This window comes from Stutzerimonas balearica DSM 6083 (genome assembly GCF_000818015.1).
GTDB lineage: Bacteria > Pseudomonadota > Gammaproteobacteria > Pseudomonadales > Pseudomonadaceae > Stutzerimonas > Stutzerimonas balearica.
Genome location: NZ_CP007511.1, coordinates 3,112,649 through 3,131,060, shown reverse-complemented (window position 1 = coordinate 3,131,060; position 18,412 = coordinate 3,112,649). Strand labels below are relative to the sequence as shown.

Annotated in this window: 18 protein-coding genes and 1 tRNA gene; 2 read left to right on the top strand and 17 right to left on the bottom strand. The window is 59.1% G+C overall.

Annotated features, from left to right (window positions below):
• Positions 1 to 89: 89 nt before the first annotated feature.
• The 12 genes from nahC to metG form a co-directional block, all read right to left on the bottom strand.
• Positions 90 to 998 (bottom strand): 1,2-dihydroxynaphthalene dioxygenase, encoded by a 909-nt coding sequence (gene nahC, locus CL52_RS14390; protein WP_020307243.1) that lies wholly within the window; start codon positions 996 to 998, stop codon positions 90 to 92.
• Between the two features lie 27 nt (positions 999 to 1,025).
• Entirely contained in the window at positions 1,026 to 2,477 is a 1,452-nt protein-coding gene (locus CL52_RS14385; RefSeq protein ID WP_014819635.1) for an aldehyde dehydrogenase, read from the bottom strand.
• A gap of 47 nt (positions 2,478 to 2,524) precedes the next feature.
• Positions 2,525 to 3,304, bottom strand: coding sequence for a 3-(cis-5,6-dihydroxycyclohexa-1,3-dien-1-yl)propanoate dehydrogenase (gene hcaB, locus CL52_RS14380; RefSeq protein WP_043221459.1), 780 nt, complete (start codon positions 3,302 to 3,304; stop codon positions 2,525 to 2,527).
• Positions 3,305 to 3,373: 69 nt separating this feature from the next.
• On the bottom strand, positions 3,374 to 3,955 hold the full coding sequence (locus CL52_RS14375) for an aromatic-ring-hydroxylating dioxygenase subunit beta (RefSeq protein WP_003292055.1): 582 nt from the start codon (positions 3,953 to 3,955) through the stop codon (positions 3,374 to 3,376).
• Positions 3,956 to 3,970: 15 nt separating this feature from the next.
• Positions 3,971 to 5,320, bottom strand: a complete 1,350-nt coding sequence (locus CL52_RS20770; RefSeq protein WP_074519818.1) for an aromatic ring-hydroxylating oxygenase subunit alpha — start codon at positions 5,318 to 5,320, stop codon at positions 3,971 to 3,973.
• Positions 5,321 to 5,389: 69 nt separating this feature from the next.
• Positions 5,390 to 5,704, bottom strand: a complete 315-nt coding sequence (gene ndoA, locus CL52_RS14360) for a naphthalene 1,2-dioxygenase system ferredoxin NdoA (protein WP_009399901.1) — start codon at positions 5,702 to 5,704, stop codon at positions 5,390 to 5,392.
• A 143-nt stretch (positions 5,705 to 5,847) separates the two neighbouring features.
• Positions 5,848 to 6,834, bottom strand: coding sequence for a 2Fe-2S iron-sulfur cluster-binding protein (locus CL52_RS14355; RefSeq protein ID WP_009399900.1), 987 nt, complete (start codon positions 6,832 to 6,834; stop codon positions 5,848 to 5,850).
• Between the two features lie 138 nt (positions 6,835 to 6,972).
• On the bottom strand, positions 6,973 to 8,826 hold the full coding sequence (locus tag CL52_RS14350) for a tyrosine-type recombinase/integrase (protein WP_043223221.1): 1,854 nt from the start codon (positions 8,824 to 8,826) through the stop codon (positions 6,973 to 6,975).
• Positions 8,827 to 9,063: 237 nt separating this feature from the next.
• Positions 9,064 to 9,137, bottom strand: a tRNA-Gly gene (locus CL52_RS14345).
• 75 nt (positions 9,138 to 9,212) lie between these two features.
• Positions 9,213 to 9,905: a pseudouridine synthase gene (locus CL52_RS14340; protein ID WP_043221454.1), complete on the bottom strand. Its 693-nt coding sequence runs from the start codon at positions 9,903 to 9,905 to the stop codon at positions 9,213 to 9,215.
• The gene (locus CL52_RS20765) at positions 9,905 to 10,111 is read right to left on the bottom strand and encodes a cysteine-rich CWC family protein (protein WP_074519816.1); all 207 of its coding nucleotides are present in this window, start codon (positions 10,109 to 10,111) and stop codon (positions 9,905 to 9,907) included. The genes CL52_RS14340 and CL52_RS20765 overlap by 1 nt, the downstream gene beginning before the upstream one ends.
• Before the next feature lie 60 nt (positions 10,112 to 10,171).
• Complete coding sequence (gene metG, locus CL52_RS14335; protein ID WP_043221451.1) at positions 10,172 to 12,214, bottom strand: methionine--tRNA ligase; 2,043 nt, start codon at positions 12,212 to 12,214, stop codon at positions 10,172 to 10,174.
• Between the two features lie 181 nt (positions 12,215 to 12,395).
• On the opposite strand from metG, the gene apbC reads away from it, so the two are divergent.
• Positions 12,396 to 13,490 (top strand): iron-sulfur cluster carrier protein ApbC, encoded by a 1,095-nt coding sequence (gene apbC, locus CL52_RS14330; RefSeq protein WP_043221449.1) that lies wholly within the window; start codon positions 12,396 to 12,398, stop codon positions 13,488 to 13,490.
• Positions 13,491 to 13,590: 100 nt separating this feature from the next.
• On the opposite strand, the gene CL52_RS14325 is transcribed toward apbC, so the two are convergent.
• Positions 13,591 to 13,800, bottom strand: a complete 210-nt coding sequence (locus CL52_RS14325; RefSeq protein ID WP_041106806.1) for a cold-shock protein — start codon at positions 13,798 to 13,800, stop codon at positions 13,591 to 13,593.
• A 311-nt stretch (positions 13,801 to 14,111) separates the two neighbouring features.
• Between CL52_RS14325 and dcd the strand changes: the two genes are divergently transcribed.
• Complete coding sequence (gene dcd / locus CL52_RS14320; RefSeq protein ID WP_041106804.1) at positions 14,112 to 14,678, top strand: dCTP deaminase; 567 nt, start codon at positions 14,112 to 14,114, stop codon at positions 14,676 to 14,678.
• 75 nt (positions 14,679 to 14,753) lie between these two features.
• Here the strand turns inward: dcd and CL52_RS14315 are convergent, their stop codons facing one another.
• From CL52_RS14315 to livH, 4 genes are read right to left on the bottom strand one after another with little or no spacing between them, the layout of a single operon-like run.
• The gene (locus CL52_RS14315; protein ID WP_041106802.1) at positions 14,754 to 15,455 is read right to left on the bottom strand and encodes an ABC transporter ATP-binding protein; all 702 of its coding nucleotides are present in this window, start codon (positions 15,453 to 15,455) and stop codon (positions 14,754 to 14,756) included.
• A gap of 3 nt (positions 15,456 to 15,458) precedes the next feature.
• Positions 15,459 to 16,226 carry a high-affinity branched-chain amino acid ABC transporter ATP-binding protein LivG gene (gene livG / locus CL52_RS14310; protein ID WP_043221447.1) on the bottom strand — a complete coding sequence of 256 codons (768 nt, stop codon included), beginning with the start codon at positions 16,224 to 16,226 and terminating at the stop codon, positions 15,459 to 15,461.
• Complete coding sequence (locus CL52_RS14305; RefSeq protein WP_041106798.1) at positions 16,223 to 17,479, bottom strand: high-affinity branched-chain amino acid ABC transporter permease LivM; 1,257 nt, start codon at positions 17,477 to 17,479, stop codon at positions 16,223 to 16,225. The genes livG and CL52_RS14305 overlap by 4 nt, the downstream gene beginning before the upstream one ends.
• Complete coding sequence (livH, locus tag CL52_RS14300; RefSeq protein WP_041106797.1) at positions 17,476 to 18,399, bottom strand: high-affinity branched-chain amino acid ABC transporter permease LivH; 924 nt, start codon at positions 18,397 to 18,399, stop codon at positions 17,476 to 17,478. Before livH ends, CL52_RS14305 begins: the two co-directional genes overlap by 4 nt.
• Positions 18,400 to 18,412: the final 13 nt, after the last annotated feature.

Genomic DNA, 18,412 nt, shown 5'->3' with positions numbered 1-18,412 from the left:
ATCGGGAAAATTAATACTGCAGGAGCATAAGTAATTTTCCCCAACGCATATCTGGAAGAGAGCCTGCGCCTGTAACTTTGGTTGTAGTTTTAACTCAATTTTACATCCATGCCGTAGCCAGTGGTCTCGATACCATGGCCAAAGATGTCTCCAACGTAGTACTCCGCTTCGTCTATGGCCTTGGCACCTCGCCAGCCGGGCTCAATGAGCCAGCCGGAAGGTGTTGCGCCATAGAACGTCAGCGCCTTGTCGTTAGCATGAATGCCAAGTTGCAAGGCAATGTCAATGTCGTTCTTTACAAACTGTTGATGGGTGTATCCCAGATCCTCTATGTCGGTGTACTCAAGCATCACATGATTGAGCCTCTTTTCAGCGGGCATGGCACCAAACCCAATGGAGTGGTCCCGACCATTGCAATGCATGAACGTTAGTTCGCCAGTCATGCCGTTGGGCAGCGGGATCCGGTATTCGACGTCCCCACGCAAGCCCAGAAGACTATAGAACTTGTGGGCAGCTTCGACATCGGTCTGGCGAACGATGCAATGACCCAGGCCTTGGTCACCAGTCACAAACTTGCCGTGCAGGGGGCGGCCGGGATGGAACGGGTTGTTCATGTCGATCCGGGGGCCCCAGAATATCTCGGTCGGGTTGCCGCCTGGATCTACTGTCTTCATCAGGCCCAACACCATTCGTTCCTGAGCCTCGGCTTTATCGCAGACGCGAACATCGTAACCGGCGTCAATGAGTTTTTGACCGAGAGCCTCGAACTCCGGTTTTCCGGACACACGCCAGCCCAGGTATTCCAGGTCGTCCTGGCCGTTATGATGGACCACGATTCGATGATGCCAGTAATCCATACGTAGATAGAAACGGTCCTTCTCACCTTCATCAAGAACTTGCAGGCCCAGCATATTCGTGGCGAATGATTTCCACGCATCAGGATCCTTGACCGAGATGCCCATGTATCCGAGTTCAATAACTGCAGGTTGCTTACTCATAGTTTGATTCCTTGGAGTTAGTGCTTATTAGAAGGGATACTGCTGCTCGAAAGGCTCGATGGTCAGCCACTTGAGCTCTGTGAACTCATCGATCACAGCACGGCCGTCGAAGCGCCCGTAGCCAGTGTTCTTAGTGCCTCCGTATGGAGCCTGCGCCTCGCTTTGGACAGTCGATCCGTTAATGTGCACTGAACCATATTCGATGGACATGCCCACGCGCAAAGCACGGTTGATGTCGCGGCCAAATACGCCCGACGACAGGCCATAGGCGCTGTCGTTGGCAATGCGAATGGCCTCTGCTTCGCCGTTGCAACGGATCACCACAGTGATGGGACCGAAGGTCTCCTCATCGTAGATCCGCATGTTGGATTTGACGTGATCCAGGATCGTGGCCGGCATGACCGCACCTTGGGCCATGCCGCCGCAGGCAACTGTGGCTCCTTTGTCGATCGCGTCCTTGAACAAACCATTGATCCGCTCGCCTGAATTTGGCGAGACCATTGGGCCGATGATGCAGTCGCCAGTTACGCATGGGTCGCCCGCGCTCAAACGCTTGGCCTTTTCGGCAAACTTGGCGACAAATTCGTCGGCGATCTTCTCATCAACCACCAAGCGCTCAGTGGACATGCAGATCTGACCTTGGAACAGGAAGCTACCGAACACCGCTGCCTTGACAGCTGCGTCGATGTCCGCGTCATCCAGAACAATAAGTGGGGACTTGCCACCGAGCTCCAGCAGGCAGCGCTTGAGGTGTTGCGCGGCCTTCTGCGCGATAATACTGCCCACGCGGGTGGAGCCCGTGAAGTTGATGCGTCGGATCTCCTTGGCTGAGATCAGTGCGTCGGCGATCTCGGGCGAACGGTCAGGCGAAGAGTTGAGATAGTTGAGCACGCCAGCAGGCAGCCCGGCTTCCTGCACGCACTGGGTGATCAGGGCATGCGTCGCGGGACTAAACTCAGAACCTTTGAATACCACCGCGTTGCCGCAGACCAGCGGATAAGCGATGGCTCGTGCCGCCAGCACTGCGGTGCCGTTCCACGGCACGATGCTCAGGATCGGACCGACCGGCTGACGTAGCGTCATTGAGAGCGTGTCAGACTTGTCTGTCGGAATAGTTTCCCCCTGAATTTGTGTAGCCAGCGATGCCGCTTCACGGAACACATTGGCTGACATCTGGACATTGAAGCCGGCCCAAAGAGCGGAGGCTCCCACCTCCTTGGCCATCACTTCGATAAACTCGGGTGTTTTACTTTCCATAACCTCAGCGACCCTCAGCAGAAGGCGGCGACGCTCCGAAGGTCCAACAGTCTTCCAGGTCTGGAAAGCCTCTTGGGCAGCTTGCGCGGCCTTTAACGCATCCATCACCGTGGAGTTTGCACACTCCGTCATCACCTCACCACTGACGGGGTGCTTTCGCTCGAAGGTCTGTTGGTCACTGGAATTGACCCAGACATTGTTGATAAACAATTTTGTATTCATGCGGTTTTACCAGAAATTTAGTTATTATTTCAAGATAGGCGACAAACCTACTTGCGACCGAGCGCCATCCCTCCATCTATATTAATGACAGTCCCGGTAATGAATTTCCCTTGATCTCGCGACGCCAACAACAAATAGGGTGCCACTACGTCTTCGGCCTTGGCTGCAAATCCAAGAGGCGTTAGACCCTTGATCATGTCCTCGATACCGGGCATGTTTTCCATGTGAGTTTTGTCGAAGCCGGCGCTTGCGGGACCGCTCAGAGACGTCACAGTGCCGCCCGGTGCTACGGCGTTGACGCGAATGTGGGGAGCCAATTCGTAAGCCAAAGCTTTCATCATGCCCAGGACCGCATGCTTGCTGGCGATGTAGCAAGAACCACCAGCACCGACCGCATGGGACGACACTGAAGCGGTCATCACCACTGATCCGCTAGTCTTTTTCAGTTCCTGCAGGGCGGCCCTGATACCGCTGAAATAGCTCTTGACATTGATGTTGAATATCTCATCAAAACTGCTCGATATTTTCTCCCAAGGCTCTTCGATGCCAAGCATGTAATCCCAAATACCGGCATTTGCAATGAAACAATCGAGATGGCCGAATCTATCGGTTGTTTGCTTTATCAGCTTCTCATTTGTTGCGTGGTCCCGGACATCGCCCACGACGATCTCGAGTGCGTCCTTGAACTCATTGCAAAGGCTCGCCTTTTGCTCCTCGTTTTGTACGAGAGCGGATACGCAATAACCGGCGGACTTAAAGGATCGAACCAGTGCGAGACCAATTCCTGAGCCAGCACCGGTTATCGAAACGACTTGTTGATTGCTCATACACACAAATTTCCTTTTGAACAATGGGACAGCTTGTAGCAGTCACCATTTGTAAAGGCGATTATTGGGTCACATAAAGATCATCACATTGTGCGTCTGGAATGTGCGCTCTGGATAATCAATCAATCGTTGGACCAACTTACGCGCTCCATCTTCGCCGCGCTTCCATTTATCCTCCCGAGTGGCATAGAAGACATCGACTTGATTGCCGCGTCGTGCTCGGTGAACAATTAGGTTGGAGCGAATGTGAAGCAAATCTTCATTTTCGTCCATTGCAGCCTGGATATTTGTGATGAAACGAGTAAAGCGCACCTTTGGACTATTGCCCCAGTTTTGCGGATCCAGTTGATGCGCTACGCGAACTTCCAGTTGTTCATAATTCTCGTTGAAAATGTTCATGGTTTCATTGAGCTGGTAACGGCGCTCGGAAGCTGAGCGCAGTTCGCGTGAGATAATCTGATATTTCACCTCTGAGTCCACGCAGTGCTCTAACCAGGCGCGGTAAGCCTGAATGTCTAAAAGATGCGCTTCCCGGGTTAGCAACGTGGTAGCTTCTTGTTGCAAAGCCTCGTCGCCGGAATTGAAGAAACGAAGAAACTCTTCGGCGTCGTGGGCGGAGACAAGCTTGTCTTCCTGAATATTAATCATCATGGTCCCTCTCGTCTGTTAGCGATCAGTAGTCTTTGCCAGTTCGGTATGCCAATTTTTAGAGACATCCTCGAATTCAGCCCAGCTAGAGCTGCTGATGTGCGCGCCGTAAGCCCGATAGAAGCCACGATAACTGGTCTCGCCAATCGCCGATTTGCCGACGATGCCAGGATAAACCTCGTCGCCGTATACGTCCCCGCCGAAACCCAGGTTGGAAACCAGATCGCCATCTCTGGACTGATATTTCTTGGCGTTTTGCGATTCCGTTTCCATATTGTCGTTGTCGTCGCTTTCCCAGAAGCCAGCAGGCCCAAACGTTCTCTGAACCGCGTCGACCAAGCGGCGCTTGAGATCCTCGGGCATGTCTTTTTCGACCATGGCGTAGGTCCATACCTCAGTGGTATTTGCGTCGATCGGGTGCCATACCTTGAAGACACCCGAGCAGGTCAGAAAACTGTTGTTCGGGAAAACGGTGCCGTTGAGGTGGCTACGATAGATTCGTGCGCGAACCTCGCCAATTTCTTTGTTCAGCCGTTCCTGCTTAGCACCGCCGAAGGCCATCAATTCCGGAACCAGGTCTGCGCTGTGCACGCCTGAATATCCGTCCCACAACACACCCATGCCGCTGCCGTATTTGGAGGTCATTTGCAGACCTGCACCTTCTGGGGGCAAAGCTGCGTTGCCAGCTAACGACGAGAAGACCGACTGCCCTGTGCGAAGCGAAGCCGCATGCGTCCAACCCACGTGGTACGCATCCCCCACAAAGTTTTCCGCGGGCGCTTTCCAGTTAGCCTTGATTATGACCTTTCCTGGAGGACCGATCAGTTCTAGCCCTCCGGAATGCTTAAACATAGGCTCCAGGTACCAGCCAGCGTCCCCCATGTAGTCTTTGAGAGAAGGGGCTTCCTCATCGAAGCAACCATAGATGAAGCCATGGAAGCTCTCTACACGAGCGACTTCTTTCAATCCCATACATTTCTTGTCGAGCGCCTCGCCATACAGTTCTTTTTCAAACGGGACGCTCTGCAGTTCACCGTTAGCGCCGAAGCCCCAGCCGTGATAGCTGCAAACGAAACCTTTAGCATTACCTGCTTCTGCGTGTACCAGCGTCTTGCCACGGTGACGACAAACGTTCAGGAAAGCACGAATCGAACCGTCGTTCTGCCTGGAGACGATAACCTCATCAACCCCCATTTTTGCCGTAACATAGTCGCCAGGGGACGGAATCAGGCTGTCATGAGTCAGGAAAAGCCAGTTCCGAGCAAAAATGGTTTCCAGTTCGCGCTGGAAAAGTTCTTCGTCGCCATGAATCAGGTGTTTTTGGGTCAGCCCAGATTCACTCACCAAGTTTTTATTTTTGTAATTCATATTTTCACCTAAAGAGATCGAATGGGGGGGATTACGCTCTAGGGTCCGGGGTGCCTCCTATTAAAATTCTCAGCTCAAATCAATCATCACACGCTGGCCCTCAATCTTCACCGGGTATGTTTTGATGTTCTGTGTCACAGGGGCGCACAAGGCCCTGCCTGTGCAAACATCAAATCTACCTTGATGCAAAGGACATTCAATTTCTCTGCCTTCTAGAAAGCCATCACTCATGCGGGCAGCACCATGTGTGCACAGGTTGTCGGTAGCGTAGATTTCGCCTTCCACTTCATACAGCGCTAGTTCCTTACCTTCGACTGTCACGCCGAGGACGTCACCTTCAGGGATTTCATAAAGAGCGACTGCGTCAATCCATTTTTCTGTCATAAAGCTATCTTCAAATGGGGTAATGATGGAGTTAGAGATCATCCAGCTGTCCTAAATATTCAGACGCGGCTGTTGTTAGTGATGCTCATTTAAGTGTCTTCCTGATGAATTCTCGATGTACAGAGGTGCAGGGTCGGGGCAATTCAGACCCCGCTGGGATAGAAGGCGTCGGCATAAATATGCTCGGGCGATATTCCAAGATCTTTGGCGACGGTGCATAGAGCGTCAACCATCGCTGGTGCGCCGCACAGGTAGGCTCTCCACCCAGCCAGCGAGGGAATGTCTTTTTCAATCAAATCGGTAATTAGGCCGGCCCGCTGGCCCTCATTAATCGGGCCCGTCGCGATCACTGTATGGACAGTCAGTTGAGGGTGGATAGCCGCGAGTTGGTTCAATCGGTCTGCGTCGTAAAGGTCTTGCTGACTGCGCACCCCGAAATAAAGGTGGATGGGGTTCGTCATTCCCGACTTCAGCGCGCCGCGAACAATCGACAGCACCGGTGCGAGTCCGGTCCCGCCGCCCACACACAGCATCGGCCCGGTGTGAGCCTGACGCAGATAGGCCGTACCAAGAGGCCCACTCAACTTAATGCTTGTACCTTCGCGGACGTGCTCGAAAATATACTCCGTGACACGCCCGCCCGGCACTTTGCGGATATGGAACTCCATTTCTTGGTCATCTGGCAGACCAGCCATTGAATATGGACGCACATGTTCGGGACTGAACTGTAGCATCGCGTACTGTCCGGGTGAGAACTCGAAGGGCTTGGCGAGGCGAATGCGGATGCGGCGAATATCGTGAGTGGGCGACTCGACGGCGACAACCATGCCTTTGATGATTCGCGCCGGGTGAGTGACTATGTCGTCTGAGTCTATGATCTCAATTGCGCAATTGCTGGTGAGCACTGACTGACAGGCGAGTACATAATGCTCTTCGATGCGATTTGAGTCACCGCTTTTCGCCGCCGAACTAATGACGCTGCCATCTATAACTCGGCAGCGGCAAGTACCGCATCGTCCAGACATACAGCTGTAGGAAATACCCACACGGTGCTCACGGAGCACTTCCAAAAGGTTGGCACCGGAATCAAAAGGCAAGCGGCGATTGTTCGGTAGTACGAGAAGTTCCATAGATCTAGCTTCTTTATTTATATGTTTTATGGTTCCATGATCATTGACTGTATTCTAATAGTCAATAAACCATAAATGAATATTAGTATCACTAATATGAATAATGTCCAGGCCATCCCTTACCGGCCCGTTGTTTGACTACACGACCCCGACCCGCAGCGGGGTCCATTCGCTTTCCTTCACCGCTGTGCTCACGGCCATGACGAGCTTGTCGAGATTGCTGGCAGTCACGCCCTCCAGTGCCGAGCGCCCCCGCAGCATCGAGCGCGGCTGCAGCAGTGCATGGTAGATCTGCCAAGGGTCCGCACCCCTGGTCAGCTTCAGGACAGACTGGATCAGCTCGTGCTTGAGCGGGTCGAGGTGCCAGTCCGGCACGCGCTGGCCGCGGTTGCCCACGTTCAAAGCCAGCAAGTTGCCCGCCTGGATCTCATAGCTGATCCACCTGCGGGATTTGCCCGCTATCTTGGCAAACGCAGCGACGGGAAGGTTGTGCGGCGCTTCGAAGACATCGAACAAATCCATTCTCTCGCGCTGAATGTCCGAAGGTACCAGCGGCGCGGCCGATCGCTGGGGCGGCACTGCCGGCAGCCGATGTGCGGCGGCAGAAACCAACGGCATGGCGTCACCCGGCTTCGTCACGAGCAGGCTTGGCGAAGCGGCAACCGGCGTAGAGGGCGCGCTTGCGGTTTGCTCAGTGGGGAATGCGGGCACGCCTTCCAGATGCACGGTGAGCGGCATGCTGGCCGCCTCGACCTGGTTCTGCTCGAAGAGGTCGAGGCGATCGGCCCAGTCCTGCATCATGCGTCGACGCTGCTCCACGTACGCGGCATGGTTGTAGGTCGCGCTGACCTTGTTGGGATCGACATGCGAAAGCTGTGCATCCACCCAGACTTTCGGGTAGCCGATCTCGTTGAGCGCAGTGGACATCGTGCCACGGATACCGTGTCCGGTCAGGCGTTCCTGATAGCCCATGCGTTTGAGCGCACCATTGAGCGTGTTCTCGCTGATGCGCTTCTTCAGGTCGCTGTCGTGCCGGAACAGGTAGCGCTGGGCCGGCTTGAACTCATCGAGCAGGTGCCGGACGATCTCCATGGCCTGAATCGACAGCGGCACGATGTAGGGCGGGATGTCCTTCGGCTGCTGCCGCTTCTTGCGCATATCCACCTGGAGTTGCTTCACGACGTCGGGCGGGATGATCCACAGCCCTCGGTCCAGATCGAATTGATCCGGCATCGCCTGCCGCAGCTCTCCGGTTCGCACGCCGGTCAGCAGCAATAGCCGCAGCCCGAGCTGGGTCTGCCGCCGGCCGCGATAGCTGCGCAGCCGCTGCAACAGCCTTGGCAGCTCGGCCATGCGCAGGAACGGGTTGTGGTTGACGGGTGGCAGCGGCAGCGCCACCACATCGAGATCGAAGGCGGGGTTCTGCTCCAGGCCCGGCACGATCACCAGCGCGTAGCGGAACAGTTGGTTGAACCACGTCCTGACTTTCTCGGCGACGGAGAGCGCCCTGCGCTTCTCGATCCTGGCGATCACCTCCAGGAGGTCGGGCCGCTTGATCTCATAGATCGACTGCTTGCCCAAGGTCGGCAGCACATCCTTGTCGAAGATGCGCGGAAGGATCGAGAGAGTCGTCTGCCGGCCTTCCTTGAGGCTGAGCCCGCGATGCTTGAGCCACTTGCGATACACCGCCTCGAAGGTGTTTTCGTCGGCGAGCCGGACAGCGGTGCGCTTCTGCTTGCGGTGATCGCGAGGATTGGTGCCTTTGGCCAGCAGGGCGCGCGCTTCATCGCGCAGGCTGCGGGCCTCGCGAAGCGTCACCTCCGGGTAGGTGCCGAGCGACATCCGCTTCTGCTTGCCCGCCCAGTAGTAGCGGAAGTGCCAAGTCCTGCCACCGGCAGCGGTGACGGCCAGGGAGAGGCCATCCAGGTCAGGGAGGGTGTATGCCTTGCCAGTCGCCTTGGCCTGTCGAACGGCCAGGTCTGAGAGTGCCATGCTCTTGCTCCGAACATGAGTCAGGAACCAGATGCTGGTCACGTCGACCTCGCCTCTCCATCAACAATCCGGAATCAGCCGCGCCCGCAAAAATGGACTTGTTTGTGGACTTAAAAGTCCCGGCTGTAGGCGGATCGCAGTGGACCACAGCAGAACGTCAAAGAGAGAAAAAGTCTTTGTGTGGCAACGACTTGCAGACTCTCTTGGACTTCTGCGGAAGTCCGCAGAATGATGCAGTGGAGCGGGCGAAGGGAATCGAACCCTCGTCATGAGCTTGGGAAGCTCAGGTAATGCCATTATACGACGCCCGCGACGGCTGCCTTTTTACCAGAAGGCGTGGGGGAAATGAAGGGCGATGATGATTTTTCCGGTAACTCGCGTCGCCTCTAGATCTGCGCAACCTCTTGCTCAGTCAGCGGGCGATGGCTGCCGGCCGGGAGCGCCGGGTCGAGCTGCAGTGGGCCCATGCTCTCGCGGTGCAGCGTGGTCACGCGATTGTTGAAATGGCCGAACATACGTTTGACCTGATGGTAGCGCCCTTCGTGCAGGGTCAGTCGGGCCTGACGCGGGCCGAGCAGCGTGAGTTGAGCGGGCAGAGTCGTGAGGTTCTCGAAGCGGAAGTAGAGGCCTCTGGCAAAGGCCGGGATGCACTCCGGCAAAATCTCGTCCTCGGTTTCGACCAGGTAGACCTTGCCTTGCCGGCTGCTCGGTTGGGTCAGGCGGCGCGACCAGTGACCGTCGTTGGTGAGCAGCATCAGCCCCGTTGTGTTGAAGTCCAGGCGCCCGGCGATGTGCAGGTCGTGCTTCTCTGGTTCGTCGATAAGATCCAGCACGGTCCTGTGGGTTGTGTCGTGCGTCGCGCTAACGCAGCCGGCCGGCTTGTGCAGCATCACATAGCGAGCGGCTTTCCCAGGCTGCAGCAGTTCGCCATCGAGTTCGATGCGGTCGAAGATCCGTATTTCTCGATCCGTCTCCAGTGCGACATTGCCATTCACCCGCGCCCGCCCTTCGGCCAGCAGGCGGCGGACGTCTTGGCGGCTGAGTTGTGCGCGGCTGGCGAGGTAGCGGTCGAGTCGCATCAGGCGTCGCTGCAGGGCTCGCTGCGGGCGCAGCGGAGGCAGAGACAGGCCCGGTTTCTGAGCGCGTCGGGGAGGCGGTCGAGGGTGCTGGCTGGAATGGTCAGCGACACGCACCAGCAAGGCTGTTCCGCGCCGGGTTCGCATTCGGCGCACTGGTTGGGCTGGCCGCACAGCGGGCAGCGTGAAGGATCGATAGGTTCGCGCATGGCTTTCCCATGGGGCGTCAGGCCTGCGAGCCGGCTTTGTGACCGGCTCGCAGGGCCAGGTTACATGACGCGCTGGCCAGGTTTGGCGCCGGCGTCCGGGCTAAGCAGGTAGATCTCGCTGCCGCCCGGGCCTGCGGCCAGCACCATGCCTTCGGACAGGCCGAACTTCATCTTGCGCGGTGCCAGGTTGGCGACGTAAAGCGTCAGTCGGCCTTCCAGCTTGCTCGGTTCCGGATAGGCACTCTTGATGCCCGAGAACACGTTGCGCTTGGCGTCGCCGATGTCCAGGGTCAGGCGCAGCAGCTTGTCGGCTCCCTCGACGAACTCGGCCTTCTCGATCAGGGCTATGCGCAGATCCACCGCAGCGAAGGCGTCGAAGTTGATTTCCGGCGCCAGCGGCTCCTTGATCAGCTCGCCGTTACCTTGGGCAACTGCTTCGGTGGCCTGGGCGGCGAGGTCTTCTTTGGAGGCTTCGATCATGGCGTCTATCTTTGCGGGCTCGATGCGAGTCATCAGTGGGGTAAAGGCGTTGAGCGAGTGGTTGGCCAGAGGCGCTGCGTGGTCCGACCAGCTGAGCGGCTCGACGTTGAGGAATCGCTCGGCGGCAGCGGCCAGATTGGGCAGCACGGGCTTGAGGAATATGACCAGCTGGCGGAACAGGTTGATACCCAGTGCGCAGATTTCCTGTACCTCGGCCTGCTTGCCCTCGACCTTGTTCAGTGCCCAGGGCGCCTTGTCGGCGATCCAGGCATTGGCGCGGTCGGCCAGATGCATGATCTCGCGCATGGCTCGGGCGAAGTCGCGCGCTTCGTAGGCATCAGCGATGCTCGGCGCGGCGGCCTGGAAGGCTGCCCAGAGTTCCGGCTCGGGATCGGCGTCGACCATCACGCCGCCATTGCCCTTGTGGATGAAGCCGGCGCAGCGGCTGGCGATGTTGACCACCTTTCCGACCAGGTCGGAATTGACCTTCTGCACGAAATCCTCGAGGTTCAGGTCGAGGTCGTCGACGCCACGGCCGAGCTTGGAGGCGTAGTAGTAGCGCAGGTATTCGGGATTGAGGTGCTCAAGATAGGTGCGCGCCTTGATGAAGGTGCCGCGCGACTTGGACATTTTCTGCCCATTCACCGTCAGGTAGCCGTGCACGTTCACCGCGGTCGGCTTGCGGAAGCCCGCGCCCTCGAGCATGGCCGGCCAGAACAGCGTATGGAAGTTGATGATGTCCTTGCCGATGAAGTGGTACAGCTCGGCACTCGAGTCCTTGCTCCAGAAAGCGTCGAAGGACAGTTCGGGGCGGCGATTGCAGAGATTCCGGAAGCTCGCCATGTAGCCGATCGGTGCATCCAGCCAGACGTAGAAGTACTTGCCCGGCTCGCCGGGGATCTCGAAGCCGAAGTAGGGGGCGTCGCGGGAGATGTCCCATTCCTGCAGGCCACCATCGAGCCACTCGGCGATCTTGTTGGCCACCGACTCTTGCAGCGCGCCGCCGCGGGTCCATTCCTTGAGCATCGCCTCGAAGTCGGGCAGCTTGAAGAAGAAGTGCTTGGAGTCCTTGAGCACCGGGGTGGCGCCGGAGATCGCCGATCGCGGATCTTTCAGTTCGGTCGGCTCGTAGGTCGCACCGCACTTCTCGCAGTTGTCGCCGTACTGATCTTCGGCGCCGCACTTCGGGCACGTGCCTTTGATGAAGCGGTCGGCGAGGAACATGCCTTTCTCGGGGTCGAAATACTGGGTCACCGAGCGCGTCGCTATGTGCCCCGCATCGTGCAGGCGCGTGTAGATCAGCTCGGCGAGCTCACGGTTCTCATCCGAATGCGTCGAATAGAAGTTGTCGAAGTCGACCAGAAAGTCGGCGAAATCGGCACTGTGCTCGGCTTGCACGTTGGCGATCAGCTGCTCCGGCGTGATGCCTTCCTTTTCGGCGCGCAGCATGATCGCCGAGCCGTGCGCGTCATCGGCGCAGACGTACACACATTGGTTGCCGCGCAGCTTCTGGAAGCGCACCCACATGTCGGTCTGGATGTACTCGAGCATGTGGCCGAGGTGGATCGAGCCGTTGGCGTAGGGCAGGGCGCTGGTGACGAGGATCTTGCGGGCTTCGGACATGGGCTTCTGCAGTCGCAATTGCTGGGAGAAAGCTCGGCACTATAAAGCTGCAGCCGGTTTTTTTCATCCGCACGCCTTGCCGTGTCGATAGTCCAACCACCAGCATTGCGCGCCGGTGGGCCGATTTCGGTCCAGGGAGTAACATGCCTGTCTGTTTTGCTCGGTCTTTCTTGGAGTACCCATGCCTGTCACCCGCGAAGCTGTGGAATCCGTATTGCGTCAGTACACCGACCCCCATCTGAATCAGGATCCGGTGAGCGCCGGCTGCGTGCGCTCCATCGAGATCCAGGGCGATCGCGTCTGCGTCCAGCTCGAGCTGGGCTATGCCGCCGGCTTGTTCCGCAGTGGCTGGGCACAGATGCTGGCCATGGCGATCGAGGGGCTCGACGAGGTGGCGCGTGCCGACGTGCAGGTCGATTGCGTGGTAAAGCCGCACAAGGCCCTGGATCAGGTGCCGGCACTGGCGAGCGTGAAGAACATCATCGCGGTGGCGTCGGGCAAGGGCGGCGTGGGCAAGTCCACCACGGCGGCCAACCTGGCGCTGGCGCTCGCGCGTGAAGGCGCGCGGGTTGGGGTGCTGGACGCCGATATCTATGGGCCTAGCGTGGGCATCATGTTCGGGATTGCCGAGGGCACTCGCCCACAGGTGCGTGACGAGAAGTTCTTCGTGCCGCTCGAGGCCCACGGCGTGCAGCTGATGTCGATGGCGTTTCTCTCCGACGACCGTACCCCGGTGGTCTGGCGCGGACCAATGGTATCCGGTGCGCTGTTGCAACTGATCACCCAGACCGCGTGGCGCGATCTGGACTACCTGGTCATCGACATGCCCCCGGGCACCGGCGACATTCAGCTGACGCTGGCGCAAAAGGTGCCGGTGACCGGCGCTGTCATCGTAACCACACCGCAGGATCTGGCATTGCTCGATGCGAAGAAAGGTGTGGAAATGTTCCGCAAGGTGAACATCCCGGTACTTGGTGTGGTGGAGAACATGGCCATCCACATCTGTTCCAACTGCGGACACGCCGAACATCTGTTCGGTGAGGGGGGCGGCGAGAAGCTGGCGGCGCAGTACAACGTCGATCTGCTGGCCTCGCTGCCACTCTCGATGGCGATCCGCAGTCAGGCGGACGCCGGGCGCCCGACGGTGATCGCCGATCCGGAAAGCCAGATCGCCATGATCTATCAGGAGGTCGCTCGTACGGTTGGCGCGCGTATCAGCCAGAGCGGTCAGATCATTGCGCAGTCGATGCCCAACATCACGGTGTCGGACGACTGACTGGCGGTGCCGCCGTGGTAAGCACGGCGGCCCATGCTGCATGGCGGCAGAAACGAAAAAGCCCCGCATGAGCGGGGCTTTCTACTAGCCGAAGGATAGGTTAGATAACCTGAACTTCCTCGGCCTGCATGCCTTTCTGGCCGCGGGTAGCAACGAAGGAAACCTGCTGGCCTTCCTTCAGGCTCTTGAAGCCGTCACCCTGGATAGCGCGGAAGTGAACGAACAGGTCGTCACCGCTCTGGGGGGTGATGAAGCCGTAGCCTTTCTCATCGTTGAACCACTTGACGGTACCGGTTTGGCGATTGGACATCTGATGTCTCCTTGGACAAGGTTGTGGGGAGAAGCTCGGGCGAAGCCCGGACAACACTGTGTGCAAGGAGATGGAAGTCGTTTCGAGCGATTCACGGTGACACTTTGCAGCAACAGCGGGCTAACAATACCCGTTTTCTCCAGCAAAGCGAGCTTTATTTTTCGATTTCCTTCTGTGGCGTGTGGTCGTGCCTCGGGGCTGGCCTGGGGCCATGCTTTTCCGCCCTTCGTGCGGACTTGGAGAGCACCAACGGCGCCGGTAAGATGCACGCTGCTTTTATTCTCAGAAACCAGCCAGATCAGGACGCCGCCATGAGCATTAAATCGGACAAGTGGATTCGCCGCATGGCCCAGGAACACGGCATGATCGAGCCGTTCGTCGAGCGCCAGGTACGTACCGAGGGTAGCGAGCGACTGATCTCGTACGGCGTTTCCAGCTACGGCTACGATGTGCGCTGCGCGGACGAGTTCAAGGTATTCACCAATATCCACTCGGCGACCGTCGATCCGAAGCACTTCGACGAGAAGAGCTTTGTCGATGTGAAAGGGCCGGTGTGCATCATTCCGCCGAACTCCTTTGCGCTGGCGCGCACCGTGGAGTATTTCCGCATTCCGCGCGACGTGCTGACTATATGCCTGGGCAAGAGCACCTATGCGCGTTGCGGCATCATCGTCAATGTCACGCCGCTCGAGCCGGAGTGGGAAGGCCACGTGACGCTCGAGTTCTCCAACACCACTACCTTGCCAGCGAAGATCTACGCCAACGAAGGGGTGGCGCAGATGCTCTTCCTGCAGTCCGATGAAGCGTGCGAAGTGTCCTACCGGGATCGCGGCGGCAAGTATCAGGGGCAGACCGGCGTCACGCTGCCGAGGGCGTGAGCCCTCCTTGCGCCTGCCGTCTGCGTGGCGGTAGGGCCGCATGCCGGGGCGAAGGCCGCCGGCATGCACTTGGCTTCACGCGCCCAGGTAGGCCTCGCGCACCTTGGGATCGGTGAGCAGGTCGTGGCCGCTTCCCTGCATCACGATGTGCCCGTTCTCCAGCACATAGCCGCGGTCGGCGAGCTTCAAGGCCTGGTTGGCATTCTGCTCGACCAGGAACACGGTCACGCCGTCCTCTCGCAACTGCTCGATGATCTCGAAGATCTGCTGGATGACGATCGGGGCCAGGCCGAGCGAAGGCTCGTCCAGCAACAGGAGCTTCGGCTTGCTCATCAGCGCGCGGCCAATGGCGAGCATTTGCTGCTCGCCGCCAGACATGGTGCCGCCGCGTTGCTGGTAGCGCTCCTTGAGCCGAGGGAACAGCTCCAGAACCTTGTGCAGCTGCTCCTGGTAGGCGCCTTTCTCGGTGAAGAAGCCGCCCATCGCCAGGTTTTCCTCCACCGTCAGGCGCGCAAATATGCGGCGCCCCTCGGGGACCACCGCAATCGCCTTGCGCATGATGTCGCAGCTCTGCTGGCCCACCAGCTCCTCACCCTCGAAGCGGATGCTGCCGCTGGCCGCCTGTGGCGAGCCGCATAGCGTCATCAGCAGAGTGGACTTGCCCGCGCCATTGGCGCCGATCAGCGTGACGATTTCTCCCCGCTCGACGTGCACGTTCACCTCGTGCAGCGCCTGGATCTTGCCGTAGAAGGTCGAGACGTTCTCGAAAGTCAGCATCGCTTACGCCTCTCCCAGGTAGGCCTTGATCACATCCGGATTATTGCGGATCTGCTCCGGCGTCCCGTCTGCCAGGGGCGTGCCCTGGTTGATCACGTAGATATGGTCGGAAATGCTCATCACCAGCTTCATGTCGTGCTCGATCAGCAGCACCGTGACACCGTGGTCCTGCCGGAGCATGCCGATCAGGGCCTTCAGGTCCTCGGTTTCCTTGGGGTTCAGGCCGGCCGCCGGCTCGTCGAGCATGAGGATGCGCGGGCGCGTCATCATGCAGCGGGCGATCTCCAGGCGCCGCTGCTGACCGTAGGCCAGCGTGCCGGCAGGGCGGTTGGCGACATCGACCAGGTCGACCCGCTCGAGCCAGTGTCGGGCGAAGTCCATCGCCTGGCGCTCGCTATGGCGGAACCCCGGGGTCTTGAACAGGCCGGCCAGGAAGTTGGTGTTCAGGTGGCGATGCTGGGCGACCAGCAGGTTCTCGACCGCCGTCATGTCCTTGAACAGCCGGACGTTCTGAAAGGTCCGCACCACGCCCTTGCGAGCGATCTGATGGCCGGGCAGGCCGTGGATAGCCTCGCCCTCGATGAGGATCTCACCGTCGGTCGGCTGGTAGAAACCGGTCAGGCAGTTGAATACGGTGGTCTTGCCGGCGCCATTGGGGCCGATCATCGAGACCACCTGCTTTTCCTGTACGTTCAGGGCCACGTTGTTGACGGCCAGCAGGCCGCCGAAGCGCATGGTCAGGCCACGTACTTCCAGAATCGGGCGACTCATTGCTTCAGCTCCAGGTGCGGGCGTTGCATGGGCAGCAGGCCCTGCGGACGCCAGATCATCATCAGAACCATCATTGCGCCGAACATCAGCATTCGGTACTCGCTGAACTCGCGCATCAGCTCCGGGAGCAGGATCATCACGATGGCCGCGAGGATGACCCCCAGTTGCGACCCCATGCCGCCGAGCACCACGATGGCGAGAATGATCGCCGACTCGATGAAGGTGAAGGATTCCGGCGAAACCAGCCCCTGGCGCGCGGCGAAGAAGCTGCCGGCGAACCCGGCGAAGGTGGCGCCGAGGGTGAAGGCCGAGAGCTTGATCACGGTCGGGTTCATGCCCAGTGCGCGACAGGCGATCTCGTCCTCGCGCAGGGCTTCCCAGGCGCGACCGATCGGCATGCGCAGCAGGCGGTTGATCACGAACAGCGTCAGCAGCACCAGCAGCAGGGCGATCAGGTAGAGGAAGATCACCTTGTTCACCGAGTTGTAGGCCACGCCGAAATACTCGTGGAAGGTCTGCATGCCTTCGGCGGCGCGGCGGTCGAAGGACAAGCCGAACAAGGTGGGTTTTTCGATGCCACTGATCCCGTTGGGGCCGCCGGTGAGGTCCGTCATGTTGCGTAGCAGGATGCGGATGATCTCGCCGAAGCCCAGGGTCACGATGGCCAGGTAATCACCTCGCAGCCGCAGCACCGGGAACCCGAGCAGGAAGCCGAACAGGGCCGCCATGGCGCCGGCCAGGGGCAGCGCTGTCCAGAAGCCCACGCCGTAATAGTGCGAAAGCAGGGCATAGGTATAGGCGCCGACGGCGTAGAAGCCGACGTAACCCAGATCGAGCAGGCCGGCCAGACCGACGACGATGTTCAGGCCCAGGCCCAGCATCACGTAGATGAGGATCAGCGTGGCGATGTCCACCGCGCCGCGCGAGCCGTAGAACGGCCAGGCCAGGGCGAGCAGCACCAGCCCGATGATGATCCAGCGCTGGGTCGAGGGCAGGGTGAGAAAACTGCCGGCGCCGGCGGGGATGGTCGGCAGGTTCGGGCTGGCAGCCCAGCCGGCCGCCAGGTGCGTGCGCACCAGCTGCCAGAAGAACATGGCCACAGCGCAGGCTGCGATGATCCAGAAGGTCAGCGCGTCCGCACCGTGCACCTCGACCTTGATGCCAACGGTGGTGAGTTTCAGGCCGAACACCGGCACCGCCACGGCGAGCACCAGCAGGGCACTGAAGAAAGCTGTACGCAGGTTGCGGGTCATACCTTTTCAACCTCCGGACGGCCGAGGATGCCGGTCGGGCGGAACAGCAGCACGAGCACGAGCAGGCTGAAGGCCACCACGTCCTTGTACTGGTCGCCGAACAGGTCGGCGCCGAAGGCTTCGGCAACGCCGAGCACCAGGCCGCCAAGCATCGCGCCGGGGATGCTGCCGATGCCGCCGAGGACCGCGGCGGTGAAGGCCTTGATGCCGGCAAGGAAGCCGATATGCGGATTGATCACGCCGTACTGCATGCTGATCAACACGGCGGCGACGGCTGCCAGCGCCGCGCCGATGACGAAGGTCAGGGCGATGATGCCGTTGGTGTTGATGCCCAGCAGGTTGGCCATCTTGAGGTCTTCGGCACAGGCCCGGCAGGCGCGACCGAGGCGCGAGCGCGAGATGAACAGCGTCAGTCCATACATCGCGATGAAGGTGACGATGAAGATCAGCACCTGCATATAGGAAATGGTCACCCCGTTCATGGTGCTCTCGCCGAACACGAGGTTGCCCGGGAACAGGTTGGGGATCGCCTTGTCCTTGGAGTCCTGGGTCAGCAGCACCACGTTCTGCAGGAAGATCGACATGCCGATCGCCGAGATCAGCGGGATCAGGCGATTGCTGCCGCGCAATGGCCGGTAGGCGACCCGTTCGATGCTGTAACCATAGGCACTGGTGACGATCATGCTGGCGACGAAGGCGCCGATCATCAGCAACGGCAAGGAATCGAGCCCCATGGCCGCCAGGCCGATCAGGGCGATGAAGGCGACATAGGAACCGATCATGTACACCTCGCCATGAGCGAAGTTGATCATTCCGATGATGCCGTAGACCATCGTGTAACCGATGGCGATCAAGGCATAGGTGCTGCCAACGGTCAGGCCGTTGATCAGCTGTTGTAGGTAATGGTAAAGCTCAGGCATCACTGCTCTCCGG

Bases quoted from the DNA above. Each gene is read 5' to 3' on its own strand.
- CL52_RS20765 (WP_074519816.1), bottom strand. From the start codon at position 10,111: ATGCGCGAACCTATCGATCCTTCACGCTGCCCGCTGTGCGGCCAGCCC.
- hcaB (WP_043221459.1), bottom strand. From the start codon at position 3,304: ATGAGCAATCAACAAGTCGTTTCGATAACCGGTGCTGGCTCAGGAATT.
- metG (WP_043221451.1), bottom strand. From the start codon at position 12,214: ATGTCCGAAGCCCGCAAGATCCTCGTCACCAGCGCCCTGCCCTACGCC.
- CL52_RS14305 (WP_041106798.1), bottom strand. From the start codon at position 17,479: ATGACCCGCAACCTGCGTACAGCTTTCTTCAGTGCCCTGCTGGTGCTC.
- CL52_RS14355 (WP_009399900.1), bottom strand. From the start codon at position 6,834: ATGGAACTTCTCGTACTACCGAACAATCGCCGCTTGCCTTTTGATTCC.
- CL52_RS14385 (WP_014819635.1), bottom strand. From the start codon at position 2,477: ATGAATACAAAATTGTTTATCAACAATGTCTGGGTCAATTCCAGTGAC.
- dcd (WP_041106804.1), top strand. From the start codon at position 14,112: ATGAGCATTAAATCGGACAAGTGGATTCGCCGCATGGCCCAGGAACAC.
- apbC (WP_043221449.1), top strand. From the start codon at position 12,396: ATGCCTGTCACCCGCGAAGCTGTGGAATCCGTATTGCGTCAGTACACC.
- CL52_RS14325 (WP_041106806.1), bottom strand. From the start codon at position 13,800: ATGTCCAATCGCCAAACCGGTACCGTCAAGTGGTTCAACGATGAGAAA.
- CL52_RS20770 (WP_074519818.1), bottom strand. From the start codon at position 5,320: ATGAATTACAAAAATAAAAACTTGGTGAGTGAATCTGGGCTGACCCAA.
- ndoA (WP_009399901.1), bottom strand. From the start codon at position 5,704: ATGACAGAAAAATGGATTGACGCAGTCGCTCTTTATGAAATCCCTGAA.
- livH (WP_041106797.1), bottom strand. From the start codon at position 18,399: ATGCCTGAGCTTTACCATTACCTACAACAGCTGATCAACGGCCTGACC.
- nahC (WP_020307243.1), bottom strand. From the start codon at position 998: ATGAGTAAGCAACCTGCAGTTATTGAACTCGGATACATGGGCATCTCG.
- CL52_RS14340 (WP_043221454.1), bottom strand. From the start codon at position 9,905: ATGCGACTCGACCGCTACCTCGCCAGCCGCGCACAACTCAGCCGCCAA.
- CL52_RS14315 (WP_041106802.1), bottom strand. From the start codon at position 15,455: ATGCTGACTTTCGAGAACGTCTCGACCTTCTACGGCAAGATCCAGGCG.
- CL52_RS14375 (WP_003292055.1), bottom strand. From the start codon at position 3,955: ATGATGATTAATATTCAGGAAGACAAGCTTGTCTCCGCCCACGACGCC.
- livG (WP_043221447.1), bottom strand. From the start codon at position 16,226: ATGAGTCGCCCGATTCTGGAAGTACGTGGCCTGACCATGCGCTTCGGC.
- CL52_RS14350 (WP_043223221.1), bottom strand. From the start codon at position 8,826: ATGGCACTCTCAGACCTGGCCGTTCGACAGGCCAAGGCGACTGGCAAG.